This window comes from Streptomyces justiciae (genome assembly GCF_015163075.1).
GTDB lineage: Bacteria > Actinomycetota > Actinomycetes > Streptomycetales > Streptomycetaceae > Streptomyces > Streptomyces justiciae.
The window spans coordinates 601,734-615,599 of sequence record NZ_JADDXU010000001.1 but is presented as its reverse complement, the minus strand read 5'-3'; the positions used below and the strand labels follow the sequence as shown (position 1 = coordinate 615,599).

The following is a 13,866-nucleotide window of genomic DNA, read 5'->3' as shown; positions in this document are numbered from 1 at the left end:
GCGGGGCAGAAACTACGGCCGCAATCAACCCTGACACGAGGAGTGCCAAGGCCGTGACCGCCTCCCCCGCCGTACCCGCCCCCGTCCCGACCGCCCCTGGCGGGCTGCCGTTGATCGGACACGCCCATCATCTGGTGCGAAGCCCGCTGCCGTTCATCTCATCACTGCGCGACCACGGCAGCGTCGTCCGAATACGTCTGGGGCCGACCCCCGCCTACGTCGTCACCGATCCCGTGCTCACCCGCACCGTACTGGTCACCGAGGCAGCGCACTTCGCCAAGGGGGGAAAGATCTTCGACGTCCTGCGGGGCGTGTTCGGCGACGGCCTCGCCACGATCGGAGACGGCGACACCCATCTGCGCAACCGCCGGCTGATGCAGCCCATGTTCAACAAGGCCCACATCGCCACCCGCCGCACGGCCATGATCGAGCAGTCCAGGTCCATGGTCGGAGCGTGGCAGAAGGGTCAACTCCGCGACGTGTTCGCCGACATGAACGACGTCACACTCGCCGCCTTCCTCGTCGCGCTCTTCGGCGCTGACCTCCCCGCGCACCTGCAGCGGGAGTTCACCACTCTCATGCCCGCGCTCATGAAGGGGGCGATCCGGCAGACCGTCCTGCCGCCGTGGGTGACCCGGCTCCCGCTGCCCGCGAACCGCGCCCAGGCCCGCGGGATCGCCCGGCTGCGCGTCCTCATGGACCAGGCCATCGACCACACACCCTCCGCACCCGACCCGGCGGCAGCGGCCGGATGCCCCCACCAGGCGGCCGCCGGCGACGAACAGGCCGGGCTGTTCGAGACCCTGAAGGCGGCCGAGGACCAGTTCACCCGCGAGCAGCTCCAGGACGAGGCCATCACCCTGATGAACGCGGCGATCGAGACGACCGCCACCGCCCTCGCCTGGACCCTGTACGAGCTCACCCGGCACCCCGAGATCGAGGAGCGGCTGCGTGCCGAACTGGCCGCGGTCTGCGCCGGCCGGCCCTTGCGCGAGGAGGACCTCGACCGGCTTCCCTACGCCCGGCAGGTCCTCCAGGAGGGTGTCCGGAAATATGGGCCGGCCTGGATGGTGACCCGGACCGCCACCCGGGACATCGAGCTCGGCGGACACCGCATCCCCCGGGGCGCCGACGTCGTGTGGAGCCCGTACCTCCACCAGAACGACCCCGCCCACTTCCCCGACCCCGCCGCCTTCGACCCCGACCGCTGGGCCGACGGCCGTCTGCCCTCGACCCGTGATTCGTTCTTCGCCTTCGGGGACGGCCGCCGTAAGTGCATCGGAGAGAACTTCGCCTGGGTCGAAATGCAGATCATCCTCGCGACCCTCCTGGAGACCTGGCCCCGCCTGCGCCTCGTCTCCCGCCCGCCCCGCGCCGAGACGGCCATTACCGTCAAGCCGGACAGACTGGCCATGGCCTTCTCCTGAAAACCGAAGATCCCGCCGGACCTGATCGGTCCGGCGGGATCTCGCTGTGGAGCTAAGGAGAATTGAACTCCTGACCTCCTGCATGCCATGCAGGCGCTCTACCAACTGAGCTATAGCCCCGAGCTTTGTTCTTCCCGCTCGGCGGGGCGAACAAGAAGAACTTTAGCCTGCGACCTGCCAGAAAGTGAAATCCGCTCAGTCGTCGTCCCCGAGCACGGGTTCCGGCAGGGTGCCGGCGTTGTGCTCGAGCAGCCGCCAGCCGCGGGCGCCCTCACCGAGGACGGACCAGCAGCAGTTGGAGAGGCCGCCGAGGCTCTCCCAGCTCCGGGCCTCCAGGCCGAGGAGACGGCCGATGGTGGTACGGATGGTGCCGCCGTGGCTGACGACGACGAGGGTGCCCTCGTCGGGGAGCTTGTCGGCGTGCCGGAGCACCACCGGGGCGGCGCGGTCGGCCACCTCGGTCTCCAGCTCGCCGCCGCCGCGGCGGACCGGCTCACCGCGCTTCCACGCGGCGTACTCCTCGCCGTAGGAGGCGATGATCTCCTCGTGCGTCAGGCCCTGCCAGGCGCCCGCGTACGTCTCGCGCAGGCCCTCGTCGTGGCTGACGTCGAGACCGGTGAGCACGGCGAGCTCGGCGGCCGTGTGCGCGGCCCGTTGAAGGTCCGAGGCCACGATGGCGTCGGGCTTCAGGGAGGCGAGCAACCGGGCGGCGCGGCGGGCCTGGGCGATGCCGGCCTCGGTGAGGGCGACGTCCGTGGTGCCCTGGAAGCGGCGTTCCACGTTCCAGGAGGTCTGGCCGTGCCGCCACAGGATGACGCGGCGGCCGCGGCCGCCCCGCTTCGCGTCCGTCACCTCACCGGTGGCGCTCATCGCCAGTCACCACCGAGGTCGGCGGACTCCTCGGCGGCCTGCAGCTTGGCGTGCTCCTCGGCCTTGCCGCGGGTGACCTTGGCGTCCTCGGGCAGGTCCAGCTCGGGGCAGTCCTTCCACAGCCGCTCCAGGGCGTAGAAGACCCGCTCCTCGCTGTGCTGGACGTGGACGACGATGTCGACGTAGTCGAGCAGGACCCAGCGGGCCTCGCGGTCGCCCTCGCGGCGGACCGGCTTGGCGCCGAGCTCCTTCTGCAGGCGCTCCTCGATCTCGTCGACGATCGACTTGACCTGGCGGTCGTTGGGCGCGGAGGCCAGCAGGAAGGCGTCCGTGATCGACAGCACGTCGCTGACGTCGTAGGCGATGATGTCGTGCGCGAGCTTGTCGGCGGCCGCCTGGGCGGCGGTGTGGATGAGCTCGATGGAGCGGTCAGTGGCGGTCACTACACGGCTTTCGGTCGGCGGTCACTTGACCTCAAGGGTCTCACGGACCGCCGAGCGCACCCCATGTGATTAAGGGACCACCAGGTGGGGCCGGGTCACGGGCGTCCGCGACCCGGCCTTCCGGGTGCCGCTACGAGGACGGGTCGTAGTTCTGGCCGAGGACCACGGAGACGTTCGCGTTCGAGGTGGTCTTGCCCTTGCTGACGGCGCTGGTGGGCAGGCCCAGGGTCTTGGCGACCTCGGTGGCGTTCTCCTTGTCGGCGGCGTCGGCGTAGACGACCTTGGAGGCGGCCTGGGTGCCGGAGGCGGTGCCGCCCTCCAGGAAGGTGAAGCCGCCGTTGAGGAGGACCACGCGGGCCTTCTCCGTGTTGTCCTTCACACCGCTGGCGTTCTGGACCGAGACGCGGACGGCGGCGTCCTTGTCGGGGCTCTTGGCGGTGCCGCCGAGGACGTCCTTGACCACGCTGTCGCTGGCCTGGGCGCTGAGCGTGCCGTCGGCCTGGACGGGCAGCAGCGCCGTCTTGTAGTCGCCGCCCTTGGCGAGGTCGGCGAGCTTGGCGAGGAAGGTGCCGAGGTCCTTGTCGGTGAGCGACGGGTCGAGGATCTGCGCCAGCGTCTGCACGGTGGTCGTGGCGGCCCCCGCGTCGGAGGACAGCTTGCGCAGCACGGCCTGCATGACCTGCCCGAACCGCTCCAGCTGGGCGTTCTGGGCCTCGCCGGAGGCGCGGTAGGTGGCGTAGGCGACGGCCGTCTTGCCGCTGAGGGTCTGGTCCTCGCCCTTGTTCACCAGGGGCGCGGTGCCCTTCTTCTTGGCGGCCGGGTCGGGCACGTCGGTGTTGGTGTCGACGTCGATGTTGCCGACGAGGTCGACGAGGTTCTGCAGGTAGGGGGTGTCCAGGCGCCAGGTGCCCTGGATCTGGGTGCCGAGGACGGTGTCGATCGCGTCGCGGGTGCCGGAGGAGCCGTCGTCCTCGACGGACTTGGCGAGGGTGGTCGTGGTGCCGTCGTCGTCGGTCAGGGCGAGGGAGTTGGGCAGCAGGACGGTGGTGCCCTGCTTGGTGGTGGTGTTGTCGACGAGCAGCGCCGTGGAGGTGCCGCCGCTCTTGGTGTTGTGCAGATGGACGACGATCACGTCACGGTTCTGGGCGGCGGCGGACGTGCCGGTGCCGGTCCCGGAGTCGGACGACGAGGACAGTCCGGGCAGCTTCCCGGCGTACCAGAGGTAGCCGACGCCGCCGACCGCGGTGAGCGCCAGGACGACGACCAGGGCGACGAGCCGGCTGCGGGCGCGGCGCTTGGCCTCCTCGCGGCGCTCGGTGCGGTTCTCGGTGAAGTTCAGCCAGTCGATGACGTCCTCGGAGTCACCGTCGGGTTCCTCGACGAAGGCGAACTGCCCGGTGTGGTAGTCCCGTTCAGCCTCGTCGGAGCGCTCCTCGGCCGGGCCGGCCTGCTGCGGGATGTAGGCGGTCTGCTCGGCGACCCGCGGCTGCTGCGCGCTGGTCGCGGCCCGCCCGTAGGGGTCGTACGGGGCTGCCGGCGCCCCGCCCTGCGCGCCCCCGTAGGGGTCGTAGGGCGGCACGGGGTTGTGCTGACCGGTGTCGTACGGGTCGTAGGGCGGTACGGGCCGCTGGGTGCCGGTGTCGTACGACTGCGCGGGGTACTGCCCCGTCTGCTGCTGTGCTCCGGCGGCGTACGGGTCGTAGCCGTAACCCTGTTGCGACTGCTGCGCGTACGGGTCGTACGGCTGCTGGTGCTGTTGCTGCTGGGGCACCTGCCGGTAGACGGGCCGGCCGTACTCGTCGTAGCCGACGAGCTGGTACTGGTCGCGGTCGCCGCCGTGGCCCGCGTCGTATCGGTCGTTCACCGGTGCCCCTCTCGGCTCACTCGCCGCGGTACAGCTCGCGCTTGTCGATGTAGCGCACGACTCCGTCCGGCACCATGTACCAGATCGGGTCGCCCTTGGCGACTCTCGCACGGCAGTCTGTGGAGGAGATGGCGAGCGCGGGAACCTCCACGAGAGAGACACCGCCCTCGGGGAGCCCGGCGTCCGTCAGGTGGTGGCCCGGCCGGGTCACGCCGATGAAGTGCGCGAGGGAGAACAGTTCCTCGGTGTCCCGCCAGGTGAGGAGCTGGGCGAGGGCGTCGGCCCCGGTGATGAAGAAGAGGTCCGTGTCGGGGTTGAGCACCCGCAGGTCGCGCAGGGTGTCCACGGTGTACGTGGGTCCGCCGCGGTCGATGTCGATGCGGCTCACCGAGAACTGCGGGTTCTCGGCGGTGGCGATGACCGTCATCAGATAGCGGTCCTCGGCCGGCGAGACACTGCGGTGGCTCTTCTGCCACGGCTGCCCGGTCGGTACGAACACCACCTCGTCCAGGTGGAACTGCGCGGCGACCTCACTGGCCGCCACGAGGTGTCCGTGGTGGATCGGGTCGAACGTCCCGCCCATGACGCCGAGACGGCGCTTGCCGGGGTTCGTCGGGCCGTTGCCCGGGCCGGTAGGCATGTCCTGCTCTCCCATGCGTGCAGACCCTACCGGCCCGTTCCGTGGGGCCGGTCTCCCCCGGGCCCTCGGCGGCTCAGCGGTCGCGGTTGAAGCGGGTGGTGATCCACAGCAGGAGCAGCAGGACGACGAAGGCGCCACCGCCGGTGAGGTAGGGGCTCAGGCTCTCGTGGTTGCCGCCGTGCTCCTCGCCCTCGGCGGCAAGGGTGACCAACTGGGCAGCGGTGCTGTGGAAGCTCATCTGGACCTATCCGGTGTGGGCGGGATAAAGATGTCGGCCCATCGTAAGCGGGCGGCTCGACGGCGATCACGCCGACTCCGCCGTTGGCGCACCGCGACGGAACTTCCGGCCCGACTCAGTCGTCCTTCTGCTTGTAGCCCCGCAGCAGGAACCACGCGGTCAGCACACAGCCCACCACCATCACGACCAGTACGACCCGGAGCAGATACCCCGACCCTTCCTGCTGGGCTGCGTTCGCGGCTTCGGTCAGCCAGGCGGACGCGGGGCTGTGCTCCATGACGGGACTCCTTCGCTGTACTGCCCGTCCACCGTATCTCCGCCTAGGCTGGGCTCTGCTTCGGGGGCGCAAAGGGCCGCACAAGGGTCCGCAAAGGACCACACTCACGCACATGGGGGAAGACATGTCCGACGACGGCCACGAGCAGAACGGACACGAGAACGTCCCGAGCAGGCAGCGCAGGCGCTTCCCCGGGATCTCCTCGCGGGCGTACGAACACCCCGCCGACCGCTCCGCCCTGGTGGCGCTGCGCAAGCTCAGCGGGTTCGACACGGTCTTCAAGGCGCTCAGCGGCCTGCTGCCCGAGCGGAGCCTGAGGCTCCTGTTCCTGTCCGACTCGGTGCGGGTCTCGGACCAGCAGTTCGCGTACCTCAACGACATGCTGCGGGACGCCTGTTACATCCTGGACCTGGAGAAGGTCCCGCCGATGTACGTCAGCCAGGACCCGAAGCCGAACGCGATGTGCATCGGCCTGGACGAGCCGATCATCGTGGTGACGACCGGCCTCGTCGAGCTGCTCGACGAGGAGGAGATGCGCGCCGTCGTCGGCCACGAGGTGGGCCACGCCCTGTCCGGCCACGCCGTCTACCGCACCATCCTGCTCTTCCTGACGAACCTCGCCCTGCGGGTGGCGTGGATCCCGCTGGGCAACCTCGCGATCATGGCGATCGTGACCGCGCTGCGCGAGTGGTTCCGCAAGTCGGAGCTGTCCGCGGACCGCGCGGGCCTGCTCGTCGGCCAGGACCTCCAGGCCTCGATGCGCGGCCTGATGAAGCTGGCGGGCGGCCACCATCTGCACGAGATGAACGTGGACGCGTTCCTGAAGCAGGCCGAGGAGTACGAGGCGGGCGGCGACCTGCGCGACAGCGTGCTGAAGATCCTGAACGTCCTCCCGCGCAGCCACCCCTTCACCACGATCCGCGCGGCCGAGCTGAAGAAGTGGTCCGAGTCCCGCGACTACCAGCGCCTGATGGACGGCCACTACCCGCGCCGCACCGAGGACAAGGACACCTCGGTCACGGACTCCTTCCGCGAGTCGGCGTCCCACTACGCCACCCACGTCAAGTCCTCCAAGGACCCCCTGATGAAGCTGGTCACGGACATCGCAGGCGGCGCGGGCGACCTGGGCGGCAGGGTCCGCCGAGGCTTCGGCGGCTTCACGACCACCAACCCGAAGGACCAGCCCCCGAGGGAACCGGACGAGGACTGACAAACGCCGGGGGAGGTGACGCCCTTAGGGGCGCGGGGAACTGCGCGACAAGCCACACACAACCCGCACCTGCCACACCGCAGAACCCCAACGGCGCCTAGGCACAAACCACCGGCGTCACCCCTTGGGCAACGCCCCCGCGGCCAAGGTCCCACAAACCGCCGTAGCCCGATCCGTGGCGAACGGATCGGTCCCCACCGGCCCACCCGCCTTCGCCGTCTGCCCCGCCAGCAACGGACTGAGCACATCCGCCGCGTTGTCCCCGCAGGACAACGGCCCGGCCTGCACGTACGACGTGGACAACTGCGCCTGATGCAGCCGCACGTCCTCCCGGTCGAACCGGAAGTGCAGCTCCCGCCGGACGGTGAACAGCGAGGCCTCCGCCTTGGCATCGGCCCCGGCGGGCCGCAGCGCGTACACGTACGTGTGGTCCGCGGTCACCTCGAGCATCGTGGACTCGGTCTCGCTGACGGCCAGCGTCCCGCGCACCCGGATCTGCGGGTCGGCCAGCTGCACGCTCCTCGCGTCGAAGCGAACCAGCCATCCGGTCACCGCGTGCCGCCCGTCCGCGGCCGGATGGCTCAGGCTCTCGTCGAACTGGAGGTGCTGGTCGGCGGGGAGCAGGACGCGGACGGGCCGGGTCTCGCCGCCAGTGAGCACCTCCGGGTAGAGCGCGGAGCGGACCAGGTACTCCTTGACCGTGTCCAGCGCGCTCATCACCTGGGTCTCGGAGAAGTGCGAGGTGTCGCGCGCGGCGGGCAGCGTGATCCCGGCGGCGCCGATGCGGAACTGCGCGGCGGGGCTGTGGTCGTACAGGTACTCGGGGTCGGCCGCGCCCGGCACCTTGCCGACCGGGGCGAGCGGGACGACGGTCGTCTGGAGGGGCAGCGACACGTCCCGTACCGCGGCGGGGGTCTGGTAGGGGTGCCGTACGCCCATGTAGATCGCCGTGCCGAAGGCGAGGGCGATCAGCAGGACGAGGACGAGGGCCTGCCGGGACAGTCCCCGGCGCATCGGCGGGCGGCGTCGGACGGCCGGGGCGTGGTCGGCCATGCGCTCCTGCGCGGAGTACTCCTGGAGCCGGGCAGCACGGACGAACGACTCGTCGAAGACGACGGATCGGTACTCGTCCTCACCACCCCCGGGGCCGCCCTCGGGTGCACCCTCAGGTGGTTCTCCAGGCCCTCCCATATCTTCAGAGTAGGTCTCCGGGAGCTCAGGTAAACGCCCCGCCGCACGACAAGTTCTGACAGGTTCTCACCAGGATCGTCAGCGCATGGCCGGCAAGCTGTCAGGGCGTCTTCGGGACCGCCGAGAAGGCCGGCTGGGAGTAGTCGGCGGAGGCGGAGGGGGCCGCCGCGCTGCCCTGTTCGAGGCCGGTCGAGGCGGGCGGGGGCGGGACCTGGTCGCGGTTGTTCGAGGACGCGCCGCGGTAGACCGCGGTGAAGGCGAGGGCGACCATGCCGATGCCCATCACGAGCGCGAGCATCCAGGCGACGGGGCGGTGCCAGCGGACCTGCTTGCCGTAGGTGCCGGGGGCGCCGTAGCGGCCTTCGAGGATGTCCGTGTCGTCCAGGTCGTCGAGCTCGGGATCATGGCCGAAACCGGCTCGGCCGTCGGTGCCGTACCCGTCGTCGTAGCGCTCGCCGCGGCCGTGGGCCCGGCGGGCCTCGGCCTCGGAGGCCTCCGCTCTCGCCTGGGCGGCGGCCAGGAGGCGTTCGACGGCGGTCGGCTCGTGCACCACGGCCGCCCGGATGAAGGCCTCGTCGAAGACCACGGAGGCGAACTCTTCGTCCGACACCCCGCGGTCGTGGTCGTCGTCGGGCTCCCAGCCGTCAGGGAACGGCGTGCCCCCCACGTCCTCCGGCACGGATCCAGAGTAGACCTGGGGGGTCAATTTGGGCAGACGGTATGGAAATTCATCCGCTGGGTGAGACGTCTCCCGTGCGCACAGGCGTACGCCGACCGCGCGTGCCGCACGCATATGCGCAGGCGCGCACGCCCTCAGCGCCGTCCATGTCTCAGCGGCGTCCGCGCCTCAGCGCCGTACGTGCCCGTCGCCGGTGACGATGTACTTGGTGCTGGTCAGCTCCGGCAGGCCCATCGGGCCGCGGGCGTGCAGCTTCTGCGTGGAGATGCCGATCTCGGCGCCGAAGCCGAACTGGCCGCCGTCGGTGAAGCGGGTGGAGGCGTTCACGGCGACGGTGGTGGAGTCGACCAGCTGGGTGAAGCGGCGGGCGGCCTGCTGCGAGGTGGTGACGATCGCCTCGGTGTGCCCTGAGGTCCACAGCCGGATGTGCTCGACGGCCTTGTCCAGGGAGTCGACGACGGCGGCGGCGATGTCGTAGGAGAGGTACTCGGTCTCCCAGTCCTCCGCCGTGGCTTCGACGACGGTCGCCTCGGAGTCCTTGGCGTACGCCAGCACCCGGTCGTCGGCGTGCACGGTGACGCCGGCCTCCGCGAGGGCGTCCAGGGCGCGCGGCAGGAACTCGGGGGCGATGTCCTGGTGGACGAGGAGGGTCTCGGCGGCGTTGCAGACGCTGGGGCGCTGGGCCTTGGAGTTGATCAGGATGTCGATCGCCATGTCGAGGTCGGCGTGGGCGTCGACGTAGACGTGGCAGTTGCCGGTGCCGGTCTCGATGACGGGGACGGTCGACTCGCTGACGACGGTCCGGATCAGCGAGGCGCCGCCGCGCGGGATGAGCACGTCGACCAGGCCGCGGGCCCGCATCAGCTCGCGCACGCTCTCGCGGCTCTCGCCGGGCACCAGCTGCACGGCGTCGGCGGGCAGCCCCGCCCCGCCCACGGCGTCCCGCAGCACCCGCACCAGGGCGGTGTTGGACTCGTACGCGGAGGCCGAGCCGCGCAGCAGCACCGCGTTGCCGGCCTTCAGGCAGAGGGCGGCGGCGTCGACCGTCACGTTCGGCCGGGCCTCGTAGATGATGCCGACGACGCCGAGCGGGACGCGGACCTGGCGCAGGTCGATGCCGTTCGGGAGGGTGGAGCCGCGGACGATCTCGCCGACCGGGTCGGGCAGCGCGACGACGTCCCGGACGTCGGAGGCGATGGCGCGCACGCGCTCCGGGGTCAGGGTCAGCCGGTCGATGACGGTCTCGCTGGTGCCGGCCTCGCGGGCCTTGGCGATGTCCTTGGCGTTGGCCTCGACGATCTCGCTCGTACGGACCTCGAGCGCGTCCGCGATGGCGAGCAGCGCGTCGTCCTTCTCGGCCCGCGGCAGCGGGGCGAGGTCGGCGGCGGCGGCCTTGGCACGGTAGGCGGCCTGGGTGACCGGGGACATCGAGTCGTACGGCGAGAGCGTGGTCATGAGGGAAGGGTAGTGCGCCGTACGGGGGTGGGGGCCCCGTCGTCTTGCACCGCGAGACGGGGCCAATGCGCCCCTATGGAGCGATGCAGGTCAAAAGGGGTGAACCCCTACCGGGGTCGCGGGGGCCGGACCGTAGCCCTCGGCGACGCGCTGGTGGTAGGTCTCGCGGTCGATGACCTCCAGGCCGACGATCTCCCAGGGCGGCAGCTGGGCGGTCTGGCGGTGCTCGCCCCACAGGCGCAGGGCGACGGCGGCGGCGTCGTGGAGGTCGCGGGCCTCCTCCCAGTAGCGGATCTCGGCGTGGTCGTTGGCGTAGCGGCTGGTCAGCAGAAAGGGGTGGTCGTGGGCCAGCTGTTCGAGTCCGCGCCGCACCTCCTTCAGCGGGGCCTCCTTGCCGGAGACGCTGAGGGTCACGTGCCACAGCCTGGGCAGCTCGGCCGGCTCCTCGTAGCGGTCGCCGGCCGCGACGCTCGTCAAGAGGCGCTCCTCACCGGCCGCTCGGGACGAGGCCTCCCCGGCACCACCACGGGGCCCGGCCCCAGGGCGCACTCGTCTCACGACGGCCTCCTTTACCCAGTGATCCCAGTGACCGACACGGTGGTCGTGCGGAATGTGTCCCTGAGACAAAGTTGAGCAGGCCGCAAGGGCTCGCGTGGCACTTTTGCGGAACGTCCACCTGGGGGTGACTTCCAGAGCAGGGCGTTCCCCCTGTTTTCGGGGGCGAAGCGCACCGCCTTCAGGGGTGCAGCACCACCAGGTCGTCCCGGTGCACGACCTCGCGCTCATAGGCCGGCCCCAGCTCCCGCGCCAGTTCCCGGGTCGAGCGGCCGATCAGCTGGGGGATCTCCTTGGCGTCGAAGTTGACGAGCCCCCGGGCCACCGCGCGCCCCTCGGTGTCCCGCAGCTCGACCGGGTCCCCGGCGTTGAACTCGCCGTCCACGGCGGCGATCCCGGCCGGCAGCAGCGACTTGCGGCGCTGCACCACCGCCCGCACCGCGCCGTCGTCGAGGGTCAGCGAGCCCTGCGGGGTGGACGCGTGCTGGAGCCACAGCAGCCGGTCGGCGGAGCGCTTGCCGGTGGGGTGGAAGTAGGTGCCGGTGTCACCGCCGCTCAGCGCGTCGGCCGCGTGCACGGCGCTGGTGAGCACCACGGGGATGCCGGCGGCGGCCGCGATCCGGGCGGCCTCGACCTTGGTGACCATGCCGCCGGTGCCGACGCCGGCCTTGCCGCTGCTGCCGATCTCGACGCCGGCCAGGTCGGCCGGTCCCCTCACCTCCGCTATCCGCGAGGTGCCGGGCTTGCTGGGGTCGCCGTCGTACACGCCGTCCACGTCGGAGAGCAGCACCAGCAGGTCGGCCCGTACGAGATGGGCCACGAGCGCCGCGAGCCGGTCGTTGTCGCCGAAGCGGATCTCGTCCGTGGCGACGGTGTCGTTCTCGTTGACGACCGGGAAGGCGCCCATCGCGAGGAGCTTGTCGAGGGTGGTGGAGGCGTTGCGGTGGTGGGAGCGGCGGCTCATGTCGTCGCTGGTGAGCAGCACCTGGCCGACGCGGACGCCGTAGCGGGCGAAGGAGGCGGTGTAGCGGGCGACGAGGAGGCCCTGGCCGACGCTGGCGGCGGCCTGCTGGCGGGCCAGGTCCTTGGGGCGACGGCGCAGCCCGAGCGGGGCGAGGCCGGCGGCGATGGCACCGGAGGAGACGAGGACGACCTCCTTCTCTCCCCCGCTGCGGCTCTTGGCGAGGACGTCGACGAGCGCGTCGACGCGGTCGGCGTCCAGGCCTCCCGACGCGGTGGTCAGCGACGAGGAGCCCACCTTGACGACGATCCTGCGGGCCTCGGTCACGGCCTGCCGAGCGCTTGCGACGCTTGCCACCTGCACTGTCCCCATTTCCTTGCGCGTGGCAGCAATCTACGCGAAGGGGGCCCGGGCCCGCCGTCCCGTTCCAGCCCACGGACACATCACCACGTAACTGTTTGCTCACGCGTCGCATACGGCAAAAAGGTTGTAGGGGTTCCTTATAGAAATCAAAGAACGCCCCAACTTAAGTTGAACGCCGTGAAGCGCGTTCTCCTCAGGTCCGGTAAGAGTCCCTTCGACGTCGTCGCTGTCGAGGAAGCACTCCAGCGGGACGTCATCGCCACCAATTCCGGCAACCTGATCTTCAGCGACGCCACCCACAAGATCCTCCAGACGCCGACCACCGAAGTGGTGTCGAACGGCATGAAGGCCGACGTGGCGTCGGCGGCCCAGATCAACGCGGAGTACGACGCCTTCGTCGTACCGCTGGCGAACGCCTTCCGTCCCTCGTTCGAGGCCGGGCTGAAGCGGCTGACGCGGCTCATCAGACGGCTGAAGATCCCGGTCGTGGTGACCGGTGTCGGCGCGCAGACCGGGCTGAACTACGACCCGTCGCGGCTCAAGCCCATCGAGCCCGCGGTGCGCGACTTCGTCTCCGCGGTCCTCGACCGCAGCGCCTCGATCGGTGTGCGCGGTGAGTTCACCGAGCAGTACCTCAAGGACATGGGCTTCCGGGACGTCGAGGTCATCGGCTGCCCGTCGCTGTTCATGTACGGCAAGGACCTCGCCGTCCACAAGCGGGCGCCGGAGCTGACCGCCGAGTCCCGGATCGCGATCAACGGCTCGCACAGCGCCGTGCAGAAGCAGGGCCTGGGCAAGGTCATCGAGCGCACCCACGCCCGCTACCCGCACCTGCGCTTCATCGGCCAGAACCTGTCCGACGCGCGGCAGCTGCACTGGCGGGACCTGTCGGACCCGAACGCCAAGGTCAAGGCGATACCGACGCACCCCGACCACCCGATGTACGCCGAGGACAAGGTCCGCGTCTACATCGACCCGGTCACCTGGATCGACGACCTGCGCGGCTTCGACTTCTCCTTCGGCTCCCGCATCCACGGCAACATCGCCGCGCTGCTCGCCGGTACGCCCGCGACCGTGCTCTCGGGCGACTCCCGGACGCTGGAGCTGTGCCGCTACTTCGACATCCCGCACCTGCGCATCGACAAGGCGCCCGCGGACCTGGACCCGGCGCGGCTGTACGAGGACGCGGACTTCGGCAAGCTGATGAGCGGTCACCACGAGCGCTACGAGCGGTTCATGGGCTTCCTCGACCGCAACGGCCTGCAGAACACCTTCACGCACGGCGACGGCGGCGCGGCCTTCGAGGAACGGCTGCGGAAGCTGTCCTTCCCGGCGGGCGTCCGCCCCTGGCTGGAGGCCGACCTCGGCTCGCTCGCCACGCGGATGGCGTTCATGCAGCGCAACATCGCCGAACTGACCCTGGACAACGAGCGGTTGAAGCGCGACCTGGCGCGCGCCAAGGCCGGTTCCCGGTCGACGAAGACGGCCGGAACCATCCCGGCACCGTCGGTCTACCGCCGCGCCCGCCGGGTCGTCGGCGGCCCGATCCGCCGGGCCCTTCAGTCGGGCCGCTGAGCGGACCCGGCGTCCCTATCACTCCACGGTCGCCCCAAGGCGCCCGGACACGCGCGTGTCGTCCAGTGGTCGGCGGGCGTTAACCCGGGCGCACGTCCTTGACGACCTTGGAGTGACG

14 protein-coding genes and 1 tRNA gene are annotated in these 13,866 nt (G+C 70.6%); 3 read left to right on the top strand and 12 right to left on the bottom strand.

Annotated features, from left to right (window positions below; all coding sequences use genetic code 11):
• Window positions 1–53: 53 nt before the first annotated feature.
• The gene (locus IQ210_RS02710) at window positions 54–1,427 is read left to right on the top strand and encodes a cytochrome P450 (protein WP_194076485.1); all 1,374 of its coding nucleotides are present in this window, start codon (window positions 54–56) and stop codon (window positions 1,425–1,427) included.
• A gap of 47 nt (window positions 1,428–1,474) precedes the next feature.
• On the opposite strand, the gene IQ210_RS02705 is transcribed toward IQ210_RS02710, so the two are convergent.
• From IQ210_RS02705 to IQ210_RS02675, 7 genes are all read right to left on the bottom strand, one after another.
• Window positions 1,475–1,547, bottom strand: a tRNA-Ala gene (locus tag IQ210_RS02705).
• A gap of 75 nt (window positions 1,548–1,622) precedes the next feature.
• A complete protein-coding gene (locus tag IQ210_RS02700; protein WP_194076476.1) occupies window positions 1,623–2,297 on the bottom strand; it encodes a histidine phosphatase family protein in 675 nt (224 codons plus the stop codon).
• Entirely contained in the window at window positions 2,294–2,740 is a 447-nt protein-coding gene (gene rsfS, locus IQ210_RS02695; protein ID WP_194076473.1) for a ribosome silencing factor, read from the bottom strand. Before rsfS ends, IQ210_RS02700 begins: the two co-directional genes overlap by 4 nt.
• Window positions 2,741–2,870: 130 nt before the next feature.
• A complete protein-coding gene (locus IQ210_RS02690; RefSeq protein ID WP_194076464.1) occupies window positions 2,871–4,604 on the bottom strand; it encodes an LCP family protein in 1,734 nt (577 codons plus the stop codon).
• 16 nt (window positions 4,605–4,620) lie between these two features.
• Window positions 4,621–5,259: a nicotinate-nucleotide adenylyltransferase gene (nadD, locus tag IQ210_RS02685; RefSeq protein ID WP_194076462.1), complete on the bottom strand. Its 639-nt coding sequence runs from the start codon at window positions 5,257–5,259 to the stop codon at window positions 4,621–4,623.
• Window positions 5,260–5,317: 58 nt separating this feature from the next.
• Complete coding sequence (locus IQ210_RS02680; protein WP_097263999.1) at window positions 5,318–5,482, bottom strand: hypothetical protein; 165 nt, start codon at window positions 5,480–5,482, stop codon at window positions 5,318–5,320.
• A gap of 115 nt (window positions 5,483–5,597) precedes the next feature.
• Window positions 5,598–5,759 carry a hypothetical protein gene (locus tag IQ210_RS02675; RefSeq protein WP_097264001.1) on the bottom strand — a complete coding sequence of 54 codons (162 nt, stop codon included), beginning with the start codon at window positions 5,757–5,759 and terminating at the stop codon, window positions 5,598–5,600.
• Window positions 5,760–5,883: 124 nt separating this feature from the next.
• Between IQ210_RS02675 and IQ210_RS02670 the strand changes: the two genes are divergently transcribed.
• Complete coding sequence (locus tag IQ210_RS02670; RefSeq protein WP_194077066.1) at window positions 5,884–6,969, top strand: M48 family metallopeptidase; 1,086 nt, start codon at window positions 5,884–5,886, stop codon at window positions 6,967–6,969.
• A gap of 117 nt (window positions 6,970–7,086) precedes the next feature.
• On the opposite strand, the gene IQ210_RS02665 is transcribed toward IQ210_RS02670, so the two are convergent.
• From IQ210_RS02665 to proB, 5 genes are all read right to left on the bottom strand, one after another.
• Window positions 7,087–8,160 carry an SCO2583 family membrane protein gene (locus IQ210_RS02665; protein WP_194076461.1) on the bottom strand — a complete coding sequence of 358 codons (1,074 nt, stop codon included), beginning with the start codon at window positions 8,158–8,160 and terminating at the stop codon, window positions 7,087–7,089.
• A 100-nt stretch (window positions 8,161–8,260) separates the two neighbouring features.
• The gene (locus IQ210_RS02660) at window positions 8,261–8,839 is read right to left on the bottom strand and encodes an SCO2584 family spore wall biosynthesis protein (protein ID WP_455431956.1); all 579 of its coding nucleotides are present in this window, start codon (window positions 8,837–8,839) and stop codon (window positions 8,261–8,263) included.
• A gap of 168 nt (window positions 8,840–9,007) precedes the next feature.
• Window positions 9,008–10,294, bottom strand: a complete 1,287-nt coding sequence (locus IQ210_RS02655) for a glutamate-5-semialdehyde dehydrogenase (RefSeq protein ID WP_194076459.1) — start codon at window positions 10,292–10,294, stop codon at window positions 9,008–9,010.
• A gap of 90 nt (window positions 10,295–10,384) precedes the next feature.
• Window positions 10,385–10,852 (bottom strand): hypothetical protein, encoded by a 468-nt coding sequence (locus tag IQ210_RS02650; protein WP_390897515.1) that lies wholly within the window; start codon window positions 10,850–10,852, stop codon window positions 10,385–10,387.
• A gap of 178 nt (window positions 10,853–11,030) precedes the next feature.
• Window positions 11,031–12,137 carry a glutamate 5-kinase gene (proB, locus tag IQ210_RS02645; protein ID WP_194077062.1) on the bottom strand — a complete coding sequence of 369 codons (1,107 nt, stop codon included), beginning with the start codon at window positions 12,135–12,137 and terminating at the stop codon, window positions 11,031–11,033.
• Window positions 12,138–12,350: 213 nt separating this feature from the next.
• Between proB and IQ210_RS02640 the strand changes: the two genes are divergently transcribed.
• Entirely contained in the window at window positions 12,351–13,748 is a 1,398-nt protein-coding gene (locus IQ210_RS02640) for a polysaccharide pyruvyl transferase family protein (protein WP_194076458.1), read from the top strand.
• The last annotated feature ends 118 nt before the right edge of the window (window positions 13,749–13,866 follow it).

Excerpts from the sequence above, each read along its gene's own strand:
- nadD (WP_194076462.1), bottom strand. The coding sequence starts at position 5,259 with ATGGGAGAGCAGGACATGCCTACCGGCCCGGGCAACGGCCCGACGAAC.
- IQ210_RS02700 (WP_194076476.1), bottom strand. The coding sequence starts at position 2,297 with ATGAGCGCCACCGGTGAGGTGACGGACGCGAAGCGGGGCGGCCGCGGC.
- IQ210_RS02665 (WP_194076461.1), bottom strand. The coding sequence starts at position 8,160 with ATGGGAGGGCCTGGAGAACCACCTGAGGGTGCACCCGAGGGCGGCCCC.
- IQ210_RS02655 (WP_194076459.1), bottom strand. The coding sequence starts at position 10,294 with ATGACCACGCTCTCGCCGTACGACTCGATGTCCCCGGTCACCCAGGCC.
- IQ210_RS02670 (WP_194077066.1), top strand. The coding sequence starts at position 5,884 with ATGTCCGACGACGGCCACGAGCAGAACGGACACGAGAACGTCCCGAGC.
- IQ210_RS02675 (WP_097264001.1), bottom strand. The coding sequence starts at position 5,759 with ATGGAGCACAGCCCCGCGTCCGCCTGGCTGACCGAAGCCGCGAACGCA.
- IQ210_RS02680 (WP_097263999.1), bottom strand. The coding sequence starts at position 5,482 with ATGAGCTTCCACAGCACCGCTGCCCAGTTGGTCACCCTTGCCGCCGAG.